The sequence below is a fragment of the Actinocorallia sp. API 0066 genome, assembly GCF_020991275.1.
In the GTDB taxonomy this organism is placed as follows: Bacteria; Actinomycetota; Actinomycetes; order Streptosporangiales; family Streptosporangiaceae; genus Actinocorallia.
Map to the genome: position 1 here is coordinate 15050 of NZ_JAJLQY010000007.1, position 18281 is coordinate 33330.

Consider the following 18281-nt stretch of genomic DNA (forward strand, 5'->3'; position numbering starts at 1 on the left):
CTATTCCTCGCTCTTGTTCTTGTGCCTGAGGACCAGGTCGCAGATCTCGCGGACCGCGCCCCCTCCGCCGGGGCGGGTGAGCACGAGCCTGGCCGCCGCGCGGACGTCCGGATGCGCGGCGGGCACCGCGACCGGCCAGCCCACGAGGGCCAGACAGCCGAGGTCGTTGACGTCGTTGCCCACGTAGGCGACGCGCGCGGGGTCCCATCCGGCGTCGCGCAGCCACTTGTCCAGCACGGCCGCCTTGTCGGCGATGCCGTGCAGGACGGGCACCCCGAGCTTGGCGGCGCGCGCCTTCACCACGGGGTTGGTCTCGGTGGAGAGGATGAGGAACGGCACGCCCGCCTTCTTCAGCAGGGCGACCCCCATCCCGTCCTCGCGGGAGACGGTGACGGTCTCGTGCCCGTCCTGGCCGACTCCGGCCGTGTCGTTGGTGTGCACCCCGTCGAAGTCGGTGACGACGGCGTCCACGTCGAGCGCCTCGGGCCGGTCGGCCAGCGGGGCCAGGGCCCGCGCCACGGCCAGGTCCTCGGGGGTGTCGATCTCCAGCGCGTGGGCGCGCGGCACCGGCTGTGCCGCGATCCTGCCGAAGAACCGGTGCCCGTGCCCGAGGAGCCCGCTCGTCCGCATGACGTAGAAGGCGCCCGTCTCCCGGTAGTGCGGGGCGCGGTCCTGGCGGCGCGGCCGGTAGGCGGCGTCGTGGCCGACCCCGGCCAGCCCGTCCGCGCCTTCGACCCACTGGAACTCGTGCGTCTCCAGCGCGGCGAAGACGGAGTCGGCGGCGCCGTCCAGGACGCGGGAGACGGCCGCGTCGAGGTCGGCGGGGTCGAGGAACGGCGAGGTGCACTGGACGAGCACCGTGATCTCGGGCGGCGCGGGCAGCGCGGCCAGCGCGTGGATCAGCGCGGACTCCGAGGTCGCGCCGTCGCTGGAGAGGTCGTCGGGCCGCTCGATGATCGCGGCGCCCGCCGCGCGGGCGGCCTCGGCGATCTCCCTGTCGTCGGTGGAGACCAGCACGGTGTCCACCGTCCGGGCCGCGCGGGCGGCACGCACCGCCCTGGCGACCAGGGGGACGCCCCCGACCTTTGCCAAGTTCTTACCCGGGACGCCCTTGGAGCCGCCCCGGGCCGGGATCACGCAGACGACCCGTTCGCTGTGGACTCGCACACACTTTCCTCGTCGTTCGCCGCCCGGTGGTCGGGCAGAGGAGTCCGACGTTAGGAGCCGCGTGTGACGGCCCGTGAGAGGCGAGGTGAACGAGGCGAGGACGAGGTGTGGACACTGTGCCGTCGGATGCGTACTTTATGTTCCCTTAACGCGTTGCATGATCGTTCGTTCGGGCTTCTCTCGCCTTAGGTCGAGAGCCCGGCTAATGTGCTTGTGCTCCCTTGTGACAGGAATTCTCGCGTGCCCCACCCCACAGTCAGCGTCATCGTCCCGGTCTACAACTGCCGGGCGAGCCTGGAGCGCTGTGTCGGTTCGGTGCTCGGCCAGACCCTGGGCGACCTCGAACTGATCTGCGTCGACGACGGCTCGACCGACGACAGCCTCGACGTGCTGCGACGCTTCACCGACAGCCGCATGATCGTGCTCACCCAGCCGAACTCCGGCGGCCCCGGCGCCCCGCGCAACGCGGGCCTCGACCGCGCGACCGGCGAGTTTGTGCTCTTCCTCGACGCCGACGACTGGCTCGGGCCCCGCGCCCTTGAGCTCATGGTCGAGATGGCCGAGGAGAACGCCACCGACATCGTCATAGGCAAGTACGTCGGAGTGGGCCGCAAGGTGCCCGTCCGGCTGTTCCGCCAGACGGTCGGCAGCACCACGATCCACGACGACAAGCCCGACCTGTACGCGACACTCGCGCCGCTCAAGCTGTTCCGCCGCTCCCTGATCGGCGACACCCGGTTCCCCGAGGGGCTGCTCTCGCACGAGGACCAGGAGTTCACCGCCCTCGCCTACTTCCGGGCCAAGGGCGTGAGCGTGCTCGCCGACTACGACGCCTACTACTGGGTGGAGCGCGAGGACGGCAGCAGCATCATGCAGCAGGGCGGCGCGCCCGACACCGAGTTCTTCCCGGTGATCGGCAGGGTGATGCGGCTCGTCGAGGAGCACACCGAGCCCGGCCCGGCCCGGGACCGGATGCTGCGGCGGCACTTCCGCGAGGAGGTCTCGGCCCGGTTCGGCGCCGCCTACCTGGCGGCGTCGCCGGAGCGGCGCGCGATCACCGAGGCCGGTGCCCGTGTGCTCGTCGAACGGCACCTCACCCCGGCGATCAGCGCGGCCAGCGCCCCGTTCTTCCGTCAGCTCGCGCACTGCCTCACGGACGGCCGCGAGGACCTGATCCCTGAGATCGTCGCCTTCGGGACGGCCGAGAAGGTGCCGCCATTGAAGGTCGTGGACGGCAGGGTCTACCAGGACACGCCAGGGTTCGGGGAACTCCCGGACGCCTGCTTCGACGTCACCGACCGGCTCCCGTTCCACGCCCAGCTCACCGCCGCCCGCTGGGACGGGCCCCGGCTCGTGCTGGAGGGCGACGTCGAGCTGGCGGGCGGGCGGGCCTCGGACCTCTCGGTGCTGCTGCGGCTGCGCGGCGACGAGCCCGCCGAGCTGGCGTTCCCGGTGGCGTCGGCCGAGCCGTTCCGCGCGGTGCTGGACTTCGCCGGGACGCCCCTGTCGAAGGGCCGCTGGGACATCGTCGTGCGCGCCGCCCTGGACGGGGTGCCGCTGGCGGCCAGGCCCGCGCTGGGCGACCTGGAGACGCCCGACACCCGGTTCGTCCTTGTTGATGACGGCAAGCCCGTCTTGCGCGGCCACCGCACCGACTACGGCAACCTCAGCGTCGACGCCGGATGGCAGTCCAGGACGCCGGAGATCGTCGCGTCCGCGCGGGTCGGCCGGGGCGTTGTGCGGGTCACGGGCACGATGCCCGCCAGCGTCCCGGTGACGGTCAAGGCGAAGCTGCGCGGCTCCGAGGAGGTCGTGGACGCGCCCGCCCGGTTCGACGGCGACGCGTTCACCGCCGACCTGCCGCTCCGGCTCCTGCGCGACGGCACCTGGCAGATCGAGTTCGACGTCGCGGGACTGCGCGGCGCGTTCCTGCCGGACGCGCTGGCCGCCGCCCGGGTCGGGCTGCGCCGCTCCGCCCGGCCCTACCGCACCACGGGCGGCCGCCTCGCCGTCGCCCTCTCGTCCGCGCCGGTGCTCCCCAGGATCCTCGCCAAACTCGGCCTACGCCGCGGCTGGCCCTGAGCGTCCACCAAACACACATATCCTCTGCTGTTGAGATGTCTGCCAGATCCCGGTGGGTCGGGACGGCGGGGCTCGCCGCTGTCCTGCTCTCCGTGGGTCTCGGCGTGTTCGCCTGCCTCCTCGGACCCTCCAACACGGTGCCCCAGAGCGGCGGCGGATGGTCCCTCAAGGCCGATCCGAGCGCGCTGCTCGTTGTTGTGCTCACCTTCGCCATGGTCGGGTTCGGCGCGCTCGGCGTCTGCCTGTGCCTGCTGGCGCTGCGGTGGGGCTGGCGGCCGTCGCTCCGGCTGCTGCTGGCCGGGGGGCTGGGCGCGGCCCTCGTGTACGCGCTGGTGCCGGTGGGGGGCTCCACCGACGTCCAGAGCTACGCCCTCTACGGGCGGATGCTCCTGCTCGGGCATGATCCGTACCAGACCGTCCCGCAACTGCTGATCGACCTGCGCGACCCCGTCGCCAAGTACGCGCCGCAGGCGTGGCGGCGGACGCCCTCGGTCTACGGGCCCGTCTCGAACTGGATCTTCGCGGCGGCGGCCTGGGCGGGCGGCGCGTCGATGTACGCGATCGTCTCGCTGCTCAAGGTCGCCGCGTTCGGCGCGTTCGCCGTGGTGGCGCTCGTGCTGGACCGCATCGCCGGTGACACCACGGCCAGGATCCGCGCGCACCTGCTGTGGACCTGCAACCCGCTCATGCTGTGGGCCTGTGTGGCGGGCGCGCACAACGACGTGTACGGCGCGGCGTTCATGGCGCTGGCCTTCGCCGTCTTCTTCCGGGCGGGCGCGCGCACCCCGGTCTGGGCCGCCGGCATGTACGCGGGCGCGCTGATCGGGCTGGCCGGGGGCGTCAAGGCGCCGTTCTTCGTCGCCGGGCTGGGGCTGGCGTGGGTGGCGCGGCGCTCGTGGCCGACGCTGGCCGGGCTGCTCGGCGGCGTCGTCGCCACCGGGCTCGGCGGCTACCTGCTGGCCGGGCCGCGCGCCTTCGAGATCCTGGCGGACAAGGCGCAGGACGTCTCACCGACCAACCCGTGGCGTTTCCTCCCGCGCTGGGGCGTTGAGCTGACCTACGGGCAGATGAACCAGCTCGGCTATCTCGCGGGCGCGGTGATCCTCGGCGCGCTGCTGTGGAAACTGACGCCCGCGACGACCCGGCAGGGGCAGGCGGCCCGCGTGTCGTTCGCGGTCGGCGCGGCGCTGCTGTTCGTCTCGCCGGTGCAGCACCCCTGGTACGACCCGCTGATCTTTCCGCTGCTCGCGCTCGCCCCGGCCACCCGGATCGACGGCCTGACGCAGCTCCGGCTGGCCGTCGGATCGCTCGGTTTCCTGCCCGGCGTCCCGCAGTTCCGGGGCGACCCGTGGCCGGACCCGATGCCGTTCGTGCGGGACCCGGTGAACAACTGGTGGACGTCGGCGGGGCTCGGGATCCTCGCGGTGGCCGCCGTGATCGTCGTACTCCTCCCGGAACGCCGGGCCACGGAAACGGACTCCCCAGCGGAAACGGGAGTTCCGGCGCTCGCCGGAAAGTGATACTTGTTCCACACGGTGGGATGAGGCGGCGTGGGGAATGGGTCACGGCGTACACTCCGTTGGCTACGAAAGTTACAGCAATTCCCCTGATTCATGAACTGTCACCCAATACTGTGAGAACTCCTGATGATCAGTGTCATCGTGCTCGCCTCGGGCGGCGAGCCGGACCCGGCGGAGACCCTGGCGTCGCTGGCCGGGCAGACCTTCCGTGACTTCGAGGCGCTCGTCGTCGCCGACGGCGCGCCCGCGGCCGGGGATCTGCCCGACGAGCGGTTCCGGCTCCTGGCCGGGCGGGGCCTGAGCCGGGGGGCGGCACGCGACCTGGGGGTGCGCGAGGCCCGGGGGGACTTCCTGTTCTTCGTCGACGAGGGAGACCGGATCCCCGCCGACGCGCTCGACCTGCTGCACACCGCGCTCACCGGATCACGCGCGGACTTCGCCGCCGGCAACATCGGCACGCTCACCGAGAACGGCGGCATCTGGCGGTCCTGGCTGCACCGTGAGGCGTTCGCGGCCCGGCGCCGCGCGACGTCCGTGCGGGCCCTCCCCGCGCTCGTCAACGACAGGATCGTCGGCGGGAAACTGTTCCGCCGCGCCTTCTGGGACGCGCACGGGCTGCGCTTCCCCGAGACCGACCGGCTACCGGACCTCGCCGTCACGGTCAGCGCCTACCAGTTGGCTGATTCCGTCGAGGTGCTGCCGGAGATCGTCGTCGGCCGGAACGCGCCCGTGCAGGCGGGGCCGAGCACCAGCCCGGCCGAGGCCGCCGAGGCGTTCGCCGCCGTCGCCGCCGTGCGCGGCAGGCTCGACGGGCACTGGCGGGCCCGAGAGCGGCGGCTCGTCGAAGGGGCGCTGCTCGACCGCGAACTCAAGGTCTTCCTCGACGCGCTCCCCGACGCCGAACCGCGCGACCGGGCCGCGATCATCGACCTCGCCGCGCAGTTCGCCGAAACCGTCGAACCCCGGATCCTCGACGACCTGGGCGCGCTCACCCGGCTCAAGTGGCACCTGGCGTCCCGGCGGCTGATCACCGAGCTGGTGAAGGTCGTCCGGTACGAGCGGGGCGGCACCAGCCCGTCGATAGTGCGCGACCCGATCCGCCGCTACGTCGTCTACCCGTACTGGAAGGACGACAAGCTCGCCATCCCCGCCAGGATCTACCGGGCGGGGCGTGAGGTGCGGATGCGCAGCCGGATCGAGGACATCTCCTGGACGGACGGCAAGCTCGCCGTCTCCGGGCAGGCGTTCATCACCTCGGTCGGCATGCGGCGGCGCTGGACGTCGGTGAAGGGCGTCACGCTCAAGCAGGGGCGTAGGCGGGTCCGGCTGAAGGCGCGGCAGTCACTGCGCCGTAAGGCGTGGCGCGGCCTTGAGTTCACCCTGGACCCGGCCCGCCTACGGCGTCGCGGCGGCTGGCGCGACGGGGTGTGGGAGGTCCACGCCTGGGTCTTCGCCGACGGGCTGCTTCGCTCGGGCGCGCTCAAGCCGGGATCCGCCGGATCCGGGCTCTTCCCGCCTTACGGGTACGTGGCGGACGACGTCCGGATCGTCCCGGAGATGGTGGAACGGCAGTTGCGGCTGCGCGTCGAGACCGTCCGGGTCAAGATCACCGGGCTGCGCTGGGACGGCGACGTCCTACACGTCGAGGGCAGGGCACCCGAGGCCGGGGAACTGACGCTGGTGCGGGCCGACAAGAAGGTACCGTTCGCCGTCACCGCGTCCGGCGGGGCGTTCACCGCCGCGATCGCGCTCGCCGACCTGCCCGAGATCCGGCAGGACGAGACACGGCTCGACGACACCGTCGCCTGGCAGTTCCACGTGGACGGCGTCCAGGCCGTGCTGGCCGAGGAGACCCAGCAGGAACGGATCCTCTCCGGCACCCGCGAGGCCGTCGCCGGACGCAACCCCTCCGGGTACGCCCAGCTCAGCCTCCGGACCGCCCGGTACCTCGTGGAGGCCGCCGAACTCGCGTCCGACGGCACCCTCACGCTGCGCGGCAGCCACCCCGTGCACGCCGAGGGCACTGTGGTGCTGCGCTCGCGCGGCCGCAAACTGGACATCCCGTTCCCGATGGCCGACGGCCAGACCGTCCTCCCGCTCACCCGGATCACCACGCTCGCCGGGACGCTCCCGCTGCGGGCCGGCAAATGGGACATCCTGTTCCGCGCCGAGGGGGCCCGGCCGCTGGCCGTCCGGCTCGCCGAGGACGCCGTGCTGCCCCCCGCCGTCGAGGTGGCGCTCCGGTCCTACGGGGTGGAGAACCAGGGCGGCAGGCTCGTCCTGGAGGTCGGCAACGACCTGAAACCGGGCGAACAGGGCGCCGCCACCAAGATGCGGCAGGAGGCCCGGCTCAAGGTCAAGGAACAGGGCCTGCGCGACGCCGTCCTGTTCACCTGCTTCAGCGGCCGCCAGTACTCCGACAGCACCCGCGCCATCCACGAGGAACTCGTGCGCCGTGGCAGCACCCTGGAACAGCTCTGGGTCGTCGGCGACGCCCAGGTGGAGCTGCCGCCGACGGCCAAGGCGGTCCGGCTGAACGGCCGCGACTGGCACGAGGCGATCGCGTCGTCGAAGTACATCGTGGCCAACCACCGGATAGGCGACTGGTTCCGGCGGCACCCTGAGCAGACTGTCCTGCAGACGTGGCACGGCACCCCGCTGAAGAAGATCGGGCGGGACGTCAAGGAGGTCCACTTCGCCTACGCGCCCGGCATGCAGAAGGCGCACGCCGCGACCGTCGGCGAGGTCAAGCTGCCCGAGTGGACGCACCTCGTGTCGCCCAACCCGTTCAGCACCAAGATCCTCCAACGCGCTTTCAAGTACGAGGGCGAGATCATCGAGGCGGGCTACCCCCGCAACGACGTCCTGTACTCGCCCGACGCGGCCGCCATCGCGGCGTCCGTCCGGGAGCGGCTGGAGATCCCCGAAGGCAAGAAGGTCGTCCTGTACGCGCCCACCTGGCGCGACGACCAGTTCTACGGGCAGGGCCGCTACAAGGCCGACTGGCAGATCGACCTCGACGTCTTCGGCCGCGAACTCGGCGACGACCACGTGCTCGTCGCGCGGCTCCACCCGAACGTCGTGGACGGCGCGCCGGAGGCCCCCTTCGTCAGGGACGCCTCCCTCTACCCGGACATCGCCGAGCTGTACCTGGCCGCCGACGTCATGGTGAGCGACTACAGCTCGGTGATGTTCGACTTCGCCAACCTGCGCCGCCCGATGCTCTTCTACACCTACGACCTCGCCCACTACCGGGACAAGCTCCGCGGCTTCTACTTCGACTTCGAGTCCGAGGCCCCCGGCCCGCTCCTGGAGACGACCGAGGCGCTCGTCGCCGCGCTCCGCGACATCAACGAGGTCAAGGAGAAGTACCGGGACCCCTACCGGTCCTTCCACGAGCGCTTCTGCGCCCTGGAGGACGGCCACGCCGCCAGCCGCGTGGTGGACGCGGTCTTCGGCCCCGCCTGACGCCCAGCGGGGCCCGGCACGCGCCGGGCCCCGCGATCAGACGGCTACTTGCAGTTCGGGCGGGGGACGGGGCGGCCGAGGAACTGGGCGCGGGCCCGCACGAAGTTGCAGCGGTAGGTGTCGTGGATCTTCTTCGGGCCCAGCTTGCCGACCTTGCGGAGCTGGAGGACGGCCTCGTCGTCCTGGTAGAGCGAGCCGTAGGTGAAGTTCGCGCTACCCGTCCACGTCCACTTGCCGACCTTCTGGCCCAGCTTCCCGGACACCAGGATGTACTTGGAGTGCATCGGGTTCGGGCTGGTGTACTCGCCGAAGTCGTAGACCTTCACGCCCGCGTCGCGCAGCACCGGGATGACCGCGGTGCGGGAGCCGTCGGCCGGGTCGACCGTCAGCATGACCTCGACGGTGCAGCCCTTGCGGGCCAGGCCCGTCAGCGCCGTCAGGACCTCGGCCCGCTTGTTGTTGAAGTTGCCGGTGGTGATCCGGACGTGGCTCTTCCGCGCCTTGCCGTTGTTGGTGTAGAGGCACTTGACCTGGCGCAGCGTCTTGGCGATCGGGTCCGCCGTCCGGCGGGCCTTGGGGAAGAACTGGACGACGGCCTCGGGGCTGGACACCTCGCCGCCGCGCTTGCGCCAGTAGTTCGGCACGGGCTTGCGCGTCCACAGGTCGCCGAAGTACCGGTAGTAGGCGTTGTACGTGCCTGTGGCGTTCGCCAGCACGACGGCGTCGTTCCAGTCGGTGGTGGTGCCGCCGGTCGCGTTGAGGTTCTGTGACGTCTGCACGACGATGTTCCGGGTGCCGCGGACGTTGCTGAACAGCAGGAACTTCGTGTGGTTCAGCTTCTCGCCGATGCACGCCCTGGTCTCCGGGCAGGTGACGACCTTGTCGCCGCCGATCGCGTCCCTGACCCGCTCGAAGCCGGTCGGCGCGTAGTTCGGCGCGTGCCTGCGGGTGGCGCCCTTGTCGGCGATGATCCGGACGTCGACGCCGCGCCGGTCGGCGGCGATGAGCGCGTCCGCGATGCCGTGCGCGTTGCTGAACCGGTAGACGCTGATCCGGATCCTGCTCCCCGGCCGCGCCCCCTGCACGAGCTTCTGGATCCGGTTCTCGATGTTCTTGGCGCCCTTGGGCGTCAACGGGTTGTTGAACACGATGTGCGACTTCACCCCCGCCGCGGACGCCGCCGTCGGCACCCCCGCGACCAGCCCCCCAGCCGCGACAACCGCCACAACCCCAGCCAAAACCCGTCTATGACCCTTGGTCACTCCGAACCTCCCCAGCCCCGTACAGAACACCGCCAAGGGACATTACCGGATCTTCACCCCCCCTTAAGGGAAATCCAGGACGTTAGTCCCATCACCCCCACGCCCCCCAAGATCACCTCCCCACCCACCCCCCAAACCCACCCCGACAACCCCCAATCCCACCCCCCCAAACAAACCAAAACAGGCCCTTCCCCAAGCGGGAAGGGCCTGTGCGGGCTGGCGTTAGTGGTGCGGGCTAGGGGAGGGGTTGGTTGAGGTAGACGCGGCGGACTACGCGTTCGGCGGCGTGGCCGTTGTCCCAGGGGCAGAAGCGGGCGCGGAACTCTACGCGGGACTTGGCGGCGGTGGAGGACCAGGCGGCGTTGGTCAGGAAGGCGTCGGAGAGTTCGTCTTCGGTCTGGGTGAAGAGGCCGGGGGGGTGGTCGGAGAGGTCGAAGTTGACGCCTCGGGTGCGCTTGTAGGTGTCCCAGTCGTTCGCGTAGATGACGATGGGACGGTCCTCCAGGACCGCGTAGTCGAACATGATCGACGAGTAGTCCGTGATGAGCGCGTCCGAGGCGATCATGAGGTCCTCGACGGTCGGGTAGCCCGAGACGTCGATGATCCGGTCCTCGGGCAGGCCGCGCTTCTTCGGCTTGTAGAAGTAGTGCGCGCGCAGCAGCAGGACGTAATCGGGGCCGAGGCGCTTCATGAACTCGACGAGATCGAACTGGGGCACAAAACGCTTCATGTAGTCGCGGTGCGTCGGCGTGTACAGGATCGCCTTGACGCCCGGCTTGATCCCGAGCTCCGCGCGCAGCTTGGCCTTCTCGGCCTCCGTCGCCCGGACGAGCCTGTCGTTGCGCGGGTAGCCGACCTCCAGCATCTCGTAGGAGCAGGGGAAGCCCCTGTCCCACGCCTCACTGGACAGCGGGTTCGACGACACCAGGAAGTCCCAGCGGTCGGCCCGCATGATGAGTTCCTTGAAGTCCATGTCCCCGGCGCTCACCGGGTAGTCCATCTGGTCCAGGCCCATCTTCTTCAGCGGGGTGCCGTGCTGGGTCTGGACGTGGATCTGGCCCCTGCGCTTGACCGGGTCGTCCACAAAGTTCACGTTGTTGACGAAGTACTTGGCGCGGGCCATCAGCCGCGCGTGCGCGCGCGTCCCCGCGACGACGTGGGGGACACCCTCGGGCATGTCCTTGTGCGCGCCGCGCCGGACCACCCACACGCCCTTGACGTGCGGGGCGAGCTCACGCTGCGTCTCGTAGATCGCGGCCGGGTTGCAGGCGTAGCCCCGGTACCAGTAGGCCGCGTAGACGGCGAGGTTCGGGTCGATCGGAAGCCGCAACTGGACCCGGTAGTACAGCCCGTTGGCCTTGCCCTTGGCGAAGGACAGCGCGCGCCGCACCTGCTTGCGGCCCTTGCGGAGCTGCTGCCTTGCCGACAGCCGCCGCTCGTTGACCTGCTTGGACAGCGCGAACGCCCGGTAGTTGTTCTTCTCGATCAGCTTGTACTTGGCCGCGAGCGGGGCGTCCTCGGGCAGCGCGTGGCCGCGCGGCCGGAACTTCGTGTAGATCCGCGACATCTCGCTGAAGAACCGGGCGCGGTCCTCGGGCAGGACGCGGTCGCCGCGGCCGAGGATGATCAGCAGGTGCCACATGGTCCGGTCGAACATGAGCGGCCGGTACTGATCGGTCTCGGGGTGCTTGTCCATGAACGCGAAGATGCGCTCGTACTGCTTGAAGGCGTCGAAGTGCTTCTTGCCGCCGGTCCTGGTGATCGCGCCGCGCCGCCGCTGCCGGTAGATGTAGACGACGTCGTCGAGCAGGCTCAGCTTGTCGGCGGCCATGAGGATCGGGTACGTGACGTTGATGTCCTCGTAGTACCCGCCGCTGAACTTGAGGCCGAGGTCGAGCAGGAACTCGCGCCGGATCGCCTTGTTCCAGGCCGTCATCATGAGCTGCAGGACGCTGGGGCGGTCCTTGAGCGCGAAGACGTCGGGGGCCGGGGGCTCGCGGAACAGCTTGTTGATGACGCTGCGCTGGACCTTGCCGTGCCAGTAGGCGCGCGCGTAGTCGAAGATCAGGACGTCCGGCTTCGTCTCGTGCAGCCTGTCGTAGACGGAGGCCATGGCGCCGTCGGCCGCGTAGTCGTCGCTGTCGAAGAACCAGACGTACTCGCCGGTGGCCAGGGACAGGCCGACGTTGCGGGCCTCGCCGAGGCCGACGTTCTCCTCCAGGTGGACGACCCGGACCCGCGGATCGCGCAGGGCGTACTCGTCGAGGATGGCGCCGCAGCCGTCCGGGGACTTGTCATCGATGGCGATCACTTCGAGCCCGGGGCAGCCCGGGGAGAGGATCGAGTCGAGGCACTGGCGGAGGTAACCCTGGACCCCGTGCACGGGCACGATGACGCTCAGGAACACGCTGCTCATTCCAGATGAATCCGTTTCCAGCAATGGAGGCTTGGCCGGGCGGCAGGGCCTGCCGCGAGTCTACCGAGGCGCCGACCGTGCCCCGGGGACCACGATCACGCGTGCGGCATCCGATGACTCTACAGACTTCCGGTGCCCGTCAAGTGCCGTTCATGCCGCAGATGGTCACCTGTGATACGCGTGGTGTGGATCACTTTCGGCTGAATGCCCAGCTTGCCCTGGGTTCTAGGGCCCAGCGAAACATGTTCCGCACCGGCGAAGTGCACAGTGCCGTCCCCAGGACGACCGCAAAAACGACGGTTCCGGCCAGGCCCCAGCCGTTCCGCAGCCACGGCAGGTGGTCCCACCCCTGGAACTGCGCGTACTTGATCACAAAACCGTGCAGGAGGTAGGCGGAGACCGTCGCCGCGCCGAACCCGGTGAACCAGTGGCGGCCGCGCGGGACGACGGCCAGGAACGCCGCCACCAGGACGAGCGCCGTGACCATCATGGCGAGCCGCATCGCCGTCCCACCGAGGTTGCCGACGCCCAGCTCGTGGTGCGAGTCGCGCCAGTAGAACCAGCGGTAGTCGACCCTGTCCCTGACCCAGAAGGCGCCCGCGAGCCCCGCGGCCAGCACCACCGCGCCGACCGGACGCGCCCGGCGCGCGCGCAGCACGGCGAAGTGCGCGGGCCGCAGGCTGAGCCCCAGGACGTAGAAGGGGGCGAGGCCGAAGACGCGGTGCATCTCCAGGTCGTCGGGGAGCGGCGCGGTGTAGGCGAGCAGCGAGAGCGCCACCGCGACGGCCAGCGGCCAGCGGATCTGCCGCCACACCGGCGTCGAGAGGCGCCACAGGAACAGGGCGAGCAGGAACCACGTCAGGTAGATCGGGTCGAGAAGGCTGATTTCCAGGTGCGGCTTGTGGTTGAAGTGCCACTCCCACAGCGAATAGGCGACCTCAAAGAGCACGTAGGGGATACCGACGTTCGTGAGCAGCCGCCGCGCCTTGTGACCGTTGAGGGAGAACGTCCGCGAGAAGTAGCCGGTGACCAGGATGAACAGCGGCATGTGGAACATGTGCAGGAACGTGTACAGACCCTCAGCGGCGGGCACCTTCGCGCGCAGCCCCACGATCGTGTGCCCGATGACGACGAGCAGGATCGCGAGGTACTTGGCGTTGTCGAAGAAGGCGTCGCGCGCCCTGGCCGGGGCGGCGGTCGACGCCGGGGCCGGTGCCGGAACGGTGATCTGGGACAACGTGGACGATCCTCAGTAGAGCCCGCCGAGAAGCCGGATCAGCAACGTAGCAGGCCCCGGTGACGGAGTGTGTGAGGATCGTCACCCGGTTCAGGTCTTGGCGCAGATGTTGTCGTTGGCCTTGATCTCGCCGTCGAGCTTCTTCGGCAGCTTCGCCTTGGGCGTGAGGCCCGTCCAGCCGGGGCCCAGCACGAGGTGGACGGTGCCGGGCGCGACCTTCGGCGACGGCACCGGCTTGGCGCCCGACACCTGCTTGGCGAGCGTGTTGGCGGCCGCCTCGGCGCCCTCGCCGTACAGGATCTGGGTCTCGGTCGGCATGTTCTTGGGATTGCCGACCGACAGGACCTGGAACTCCTTGGCCGTCAGCGCCTCGCCGGTGCGGGCCGCCGCGCCCTCGATGCCGCTGCCGTTGAGGACCTTGACCTGAACCTGGGAGGCCGGGACGGTCTCCTTCTTGTTCATGTCCTCGATCTCGTTGTCGTTGGCGATCTGCGAGAAGAAGGTGTTCGCGTCGGGCTGGGCCAGCGCGACCCGGTTCGGGTCGGGCGCGTACGCGGCGTACGGGACGGTGACGAACCGGATCTTGTTGACCTTGACGTCCTTCAGCTTGGTGCCGAGGTCCATCATCGCGTCGAGCGTGAACCCCTCGTCCACCTCGACGGTCTTGGTGGCCGAGCGCAGCAGCGCGTTCAGCTTCACCGGGTTGGCCAGCACGCCCTGGCTGAGCGCCTTCTTGGCGACGGACCCCAGGAACTGCTGCTGGCGCTTGACGCGGCTCAGGTCGGATCCGTCTCCGAGGCCGTGCCGCGCGCGCACGTACGCCAGCGCCGTCTCGCCCTTGACGAGGTGCTTGCCCTTCGTCAGCTTGAGCTTGCTGGCCCTGTCGTTGACGTCGTTCGGCAGGCAGATCTCGACGCCGCCGATCGCGTTGACGACGCCCTTGAAGCCCGCGAAGTCCACCACGGCCACGTGGTCGATGTGGATGTTGGTGATCGACTGGATCGTCTTCCAGGTGCACGGCGCGCCGCCGATGCTGAACGCGGAGTTGATCATGCCGGTCTGCGGCGCGGACGTGCCGCCGTCCAGCGTGGTGCAGCTGGGGATCTCGACCATGAGGTCGCGCGGGAAGCTGATGCCGGTGACGGCGCCGCCGCCCGGCGAGAAGTGCATGAGGATCGTGACGTCGGCGCGCGGCACCTCGTTGACGAGGCTCTTGCCGTACTTCTCGTTGTCCTTGCCCTGCCGGGAGTCCGAGCCCAGCAGCAGGATGTTGACCGCCTCGTTGAGCTTCGGCACCTGGTTGGCGACGTCGTCGGGGATCGCGACGCGGTCGATGCGGCCGTCCAGGTAGCGGACGTAGCCGTAGGCCGAGATGCTGCCGAGGACGAGCGCGCCCGACAGCGCCACCGACGCCCAGCCCAGCGCCTTCCATCCCTTGGAGACGCCCTTGCTCTCAAGGGTCTCGGGCTCCGGCGCCTGCGTGTCGTCGGCGTAGTCGAGATAGAGGGGGCTGTTCATGGCTCCACGAGAGTAGGTCACGGGAGGCGGCGTACGTTGGCGTACGGCGTCTCCGGTCCGGCTACTGCGGTCACGTGCTCCGTTTTGATCCGGCGCGGCAAGAGATCATCGTCGAGGTCGCGACAAAGTATGACCGATGCGCCGGCACGGAGGGGGGCGAGCAGTCCCGAAACGAGACTTCCGGCGTCCGTGAACGGGGTCGTCACCAGAACCCGATCATCGGTGTGAAGCGGGTGTTCATTGAGGAATGTGACGATTTCGGTATCTAGCTGTGATGCGGTGAATGTGGTGTTCGTCACAGTGAGCCGGGGGCCCTCGGACGCGTACGGAGCGAAACGGTCTCCGTACGCTCTGACCTCCACGGCATAATCCGTCACCCACGCGGGCGCGTCCTTCAGCGGGGCGCCCAGCGCGTCCAGGGAGAGGCCCACGACCTCGTCGGGCCACTCCGGGGCGCCGCGCGGATCGTCCGTCACCCAGAGGCCCTCCTCCGCCCGGACGGCGGCACGGCCGAGGACGACCTCCTGGCCCGCCCACCAGGCCGCGAAGATCCACACCGCGGTCTGCCAGTGCAGCGGAAGGTCGATGACGACCTTGCCTCCAGGCTGCGCGTCGAGCCCGGCCACCAGGAGGTTCGCCGTCTTGGCCGTCCAGTTGTCGAACGTCCTGCGGGAGAACTCCACGCGTTCGCCCCTGGCGTCGTCATAGAACGTCACCAGAGGGCGCTGGGCCGAGCCGCGCATGAGATCCATGGCGGAAGGGTACCGGCGGAGGCCCACGTGCCACGGCCTCACGGCGCGCACACGGGGCAGGCGTTAGCCTGCTGCACCGTGACACCACCAGCGGCACCGCCGACTCTGCTGGCGCGGCTGACGGTCGCCCCCGCCCTGCTCGCCGTCGCCTGGCTCGTCGTCGGACTCCCCCTGCTGCTCGCGGGCTCCTTCACCATCGGGCCCGCGCTCCTGCTGTTCCCGCCCGTCGCGGCGCTGCTCCTGGCCGTCTGCTGGCGCGGCAGCGTGCGCGTCCCGGCCTCGCCGGTCGTGTCACGGTTCGCGTGGTGGCCGCTCACCGGGGTGCTGCTGGTGACGGCGGTCTTCCTGGCCGTCCAGTGGGAGTTCGCCTCCGAGCAGATCATCGTGCGGCGCGACCCGGCCACCTACGCCCAGTTCACCGCGTGGCTGAACACCCACGGCAGCCTGCCGATCTCGCCGTCCCTGTGGGCGTTCGGCGGGCCCGACCCCGCGCTGCGCTTCGACAGCCCCGGCTTCTACGCCGACGCCGACGGCACGATCGTGCCGCAGTTCATGGCAGGGCTGCCGCTGCTGCTCGCGTTCGGCGGCTGGATCGGCGGCCTGCCCGCGCTGCTGGCGATGCCGCCGCTGCTCGGCGCGGGCGCGGTGCTCACCTTCGGCGGGCTCACCGCGCGGCTCGTCGGGCCGCTGTGGGCGCCGGTCGGCGCGGCGGCGTTCGCGCTGTGCTGGCCCGTCATGTTCGTCTCCCGCTCGACCTACAGCGAGGCGGCGGCGCTCGTGCTGCTGCTCGGCGGGCTGTGCCTGCTGCACGACGTGCGCGACGTCCCCGACGGACGGGGCCGCGCGTTCCTGGGCGGGCTCGCCCTCGGGCTTGTGGTGCTGGTGCGGATCGACGGGCTCCGCGACATCCTGCCCGTCGTCGTCTTCGCCGGTGTGCTCTTCGCGCGGAGGCGGGACGCGGGGGTGCCGCTCGCGGCGGGACTCCTGCTCGGGGCCGGGGGCGGGCTCCTTGAGGGGTACCTGTTGTCGGGGCCCTATCTGTCGTACCTGCGCGGGTCGTTGGTGCCGCTGCTGGCCGTCACCGGGGCGACGGTGCTGGGCACGGTGCTGATGGCGGTGCTGTGGCGGTGGAAGCCGGAGTCGTTCCGGCGCGGCGGGGACTGGATGGCGCGGGGGCGGCTGCCGGACGTCGCGGCGGTGCTGACCGTGCTGCTGATGGTGGCGTTCGCGGTGCGGCCTTACGTGCAGACGGTGCGGCGGGTTCCGGCGAACGCCGAGGATCGGTTCAATTCGGACTACATCGCTTTTCTTCAGAAATCGGTGGGTCTGCCGGTTGATGGGACGCGGCAGTACACCGAACTGTCCCTGCACTGGGTGTCGTGGTACGTCGGGGTGCCTGCGCTGATCCTCGCGACGTTCGGGGCTGCGTTGCTGCTACGGCGGATCCTGCGGCGGGAGTCGCCGGAGTGGGTGCTGCCCTACGCCGTCATCGCGTTGACGACGGTGGCGACGCTGCTGCGTCCGGGGATCACGCCGGACCATCCGTGGGCGTCGCGGCGGCTCGTCTCGATCGTCATCCCGGGCGTCATCCTGTTCGCCGTCTGGCTGCTGGCGTGGGCGACGCGGCGGGTCCGGCGGACGGGCTACGGCAGGGCCGTCACGTTCCTGTTCGCGCTGACGGGCTCGGTGGCGCTCGCCGTGCCGGTCGCGCTGTCGTCGGCGGGTCTGGTGTTCAAGCCGGTGGACCAGGGCGAGGCGGCGGCCGTCCGGGCGCTGTGCCGCCAGTTCGGCGAGGGCGCCACCGTGCTCATCGTGGAACGCGTCACGGCCGACCGGTTCTCGCCGGTCATCCGCAACACCTGCAACATCCCGACCGCCCGTGTCGACGGCGCCACCCCGACCGACGTCCAGCGCGTCGCCGACCGCATCCTGTCCATCGGCCGCCGCCCCGTCGTCCTGGGCGCCGCCGCCTCCGACGTCGCCCCCTACGGCACCCCCATCCAGGTCGTCGACCTCCACACCCGCCAGGACGGCCACGCCCTACAATCCCGCCCCCGCTCCACCTGGTCCCTCACCATCCCCGCCTGGATGTCCCAGATCCCCCCGAAGTAACCGCCCGCCCTCGGCGCCCTCACAGCCGCACCCTCGGCCTAGGATGAACAAGCCATGACCTCGCCGAAGCCGGATCGTGACGATCCGTGGGTTCTGCACTTCACACCGCTGGAGAACCTCGCCGGAATCGTGGCGTCGGGACTCCTCGCCGACAATTTCCGTCCGCCCGGCGTCCAGGAGTGCGGCATGCCGAGCATCAAGGGCAACCGCCGCCGTCGCGCGGTCCCCCTGGCTCCACACGGCGTCGTCGCGGACTACGTGCCGTTCTACTTCGCTGAAAAGTCACCGATGCTCAACAGCATCGTGAAGGGCGGAGTCCCGACCTATCAGGGGACCGAGTCCGAGTTGATCTATCTCGTCAGCCGCGTGTCGAAGATCGAGGAGCACGGTCGCCGGTGGCTGGCGACCGATCGGAACGCCGTCCTCCGCACCGCCAGATTCGTAGACGACCGGTCACGGCTGCCCCACCACATCGACTGGGACGTGATGGAGGCCCGCTACTGGTACAACACGGCGGACGATGGTTCCCGTAAGGAGCGCCGTATGGCCGAACTCCTGGTGCATGAGCACGTCCCGTGGGAGGCGTTCGTCTGCCTTGCCGCCTGCTGCGGACGCCGGGCGGATGAAGTCGAGCGGATCGCGGCGGCGTCGGGGCACCGGCCTAGCGTCTATGTCAGAACCCATTGGTACTTTGGGGTTCCACGCGACTGTGAGTGCGGCGGCGGATAGAGATGCGAGGGGAAGGGG

11 protein-coding genes are annotated in these 18281 nt (G+C 70.2%); 5 read left to right on the plus strand and 6 right to left on the minus strand.

The features are described 5' to 3' along the window. Complete coding sequence (locus tag LO762_RS18480) at nt 1-1167, minus strand: acylneuraminate cytidylyltransferase (protein WP_230616737.1); 1167 nt, start codon at nt 1165-1167, stop codon at nt 1-3. Nucleotides 1168-1407: 240 nt separating this feature from the next. Here LO762_RS18480 and LO762_RS18485 point away from each other — a divergent pair, with 240 nt between their 5' ends. The 3 genes from LO762_RS18485 (at nt 1408) to LO762_RS18495 (ending at nt 8237) form a co-directional block, all read left to right on the plus strand. Then, on the plus strand, nt 1408-3249 hold the full coding sequence (locus LO762_RS18485) for a glycosyltransferase family 2 protein (protein WP_230616738.1): 1842 nt from the start codon (nt 1408-1410) through the stop codon (nt 3247-3249). 35 nt (nt 3250-3284) lie between these two features. Then, nucleotides 3285-4769: a hypothetical protein gene (locus LO762_RS18490; RefSeq protein WP_230616739.1), complete on the plus strand. Its 1485-nt coding sequence runs from the start codon at nt 3285-3287 to the stop codon at nt 4767-4769. 126 nt (nt 4770-4895) lie between these two features. Continuing rightward, on the plus strand, nt 4896-8237 hold the full coding sequence (locus LO762_RS18495) for a bifunctional glycosyltransferase family 2 protein/CDP-glycerol:glycerophosphate glycerophosphotransferase (RefSeq protein ID WP_230616740.1): 3342 nt from the start codon (nt 4896-4898) through the stop codon (nt 8235-8237). A gap of 44 nt (nt 8238-8281) precedes the next feature. Here the strand turns inward: LO762_RS18495 and LO762_RS18500 are convergent, their stop codons facing one another. The 5 genes from LO762_RS18500 to LO762_RS18520 form a co-directional block, all read right to left on the minus strand. Next, the gene (locus LO762_RS18500; RefSeq protein WP_230616741.1) at nt 8282-9463 is read right to left on the minus strand and encodes a phosphatidylserine/phosphatidylglycerophosphate/cardiolipin synthase family protein; all 1182 of its coding nucleotides are present in this window, start codon (nt 9461-9463) and stop codon (nt 8282-8284) included. 271 nt (nt 9464-9734) lie between these two features. Then, entirely contained in the window at nt 9735-11915 is a 2181-nt protein-coding gene (locus LO762_RS18505; protein WP_230616742.1) for a bifunctional glycosyltransferase family 2 protein/CDP-glycerol:glycerophosphate glycerophosphotransferase, read from the minus strand. 190 nt (nt 11916-12105) lie between these two features. Beyond that, nucleotides 12106-13152: an acyltransferase family protein gene (locus LO762_RS18510; protein WP_230616743.1), complete on the minus strand. Its 1047-nt coding sequence runs from the start codon at nt 13150-13152 to the stop codon at nt 12106-12108. Nucleotides 13153-13242: 90 nt separating this feature from the next. Next, complete coding sequence (locus tag LO762_RS18515) at nt 13243-14670, minus strand: LCP family protein (RefSeq protein WP_230616744.1); 1428 nt, start codon at nt 14668-14670, stop codon at nt 13243-13245. Nucleotides 14671-14687: 17 nt separating this feature from the next. Beyond that, nucleotides 14688-15422, minus strand: a complete 735-nt coding sequence (locus LO762_RS18520; RefSeq protein WP_230616745.1) for a TIGR03089 family protein — start codon at nt 15420-15422, stop codon at nt 14688-14690. A gap of 78 nt (nt 15423-15500) precedes the next feature. On the opposite strand from LO762_RS18520, the gene LO762_RS18525 reads away from it, so the two are divergent. Both LO762_RS18525 and LO762_RS18530 read left to right on the plus strand, forming a co-directional pair. Beyond that, the gene (locus tag LO762_RS18525; RefSeq protein WP_230616746.1) at nt 15501-17534 is read left to right on the plus strand and encodes a hypothetical protein; all 2034 of its coding nucleotides are present in this window, start codon (nt 15501-15503) and stop codon (nt 17532-17534) included. Between the two features lie 54 nt (nt 17535-17588). Continuing rightward, nucleotides 17589-18263, plus strand: coding sequence for a DUF4433 domain-containing protein (locus tag LO762_RS18530; RefSeq protein ID WP_230616747.1), 675 nt, complete (start codon nt 17589-17591; stop codon nt 18261-18263). Nucleotides 18264-18281: the final 18 nt, after the last annotated feature.

Excerpts from the sequence above, each read along its gene's own strand:
- LO762_RS18490 (WP_230616739.1), top strand. The coding sequence starts at position 3,285 with ATGTCTGCCAGATCCCGGTGGGTCGGGACGGCGGGGCTCGCCGCTGTC.
- LO762_RS18495 (WP_230616740.1), top strand. The coding sequence starts at position 4,896 with ATGATCAGTGTCATCGTGCTCGCCTCGGGCGGCGAGCCGGACCCGGCG.
- LO762_RS18505 (WP_230616742.1), bottom strand. The coding sequence starts at position 11,915 with ATGAGCAGCGTGTTCCTGAGCGTCATCGTGCCCGTGCACGGGGTCCAG.
- LO762_RS18515 (WP_230616744.1), bottom strand. The coding sequence starts at position 14,670 with ATGAACAGCCCCCTCTATCTCGACTACGCCGACGACACGCAGGCGCCG.
- LO762_RS18520 (WP_230616745.1), bottom strand. The coding sequence starts at position 15,422 with ATGGATCTCATGCGCGGCTCGGCCCAGCGCCCTCTGGTGACGTTCTAT.
- LO762_RS18530 (WP_230616747.1), top strand. The coding sequence starts at position 17,589 with ATGACCTCGCCGAAGCCGGATCGTGACGATCCGTGGGTTCTGCACTTC.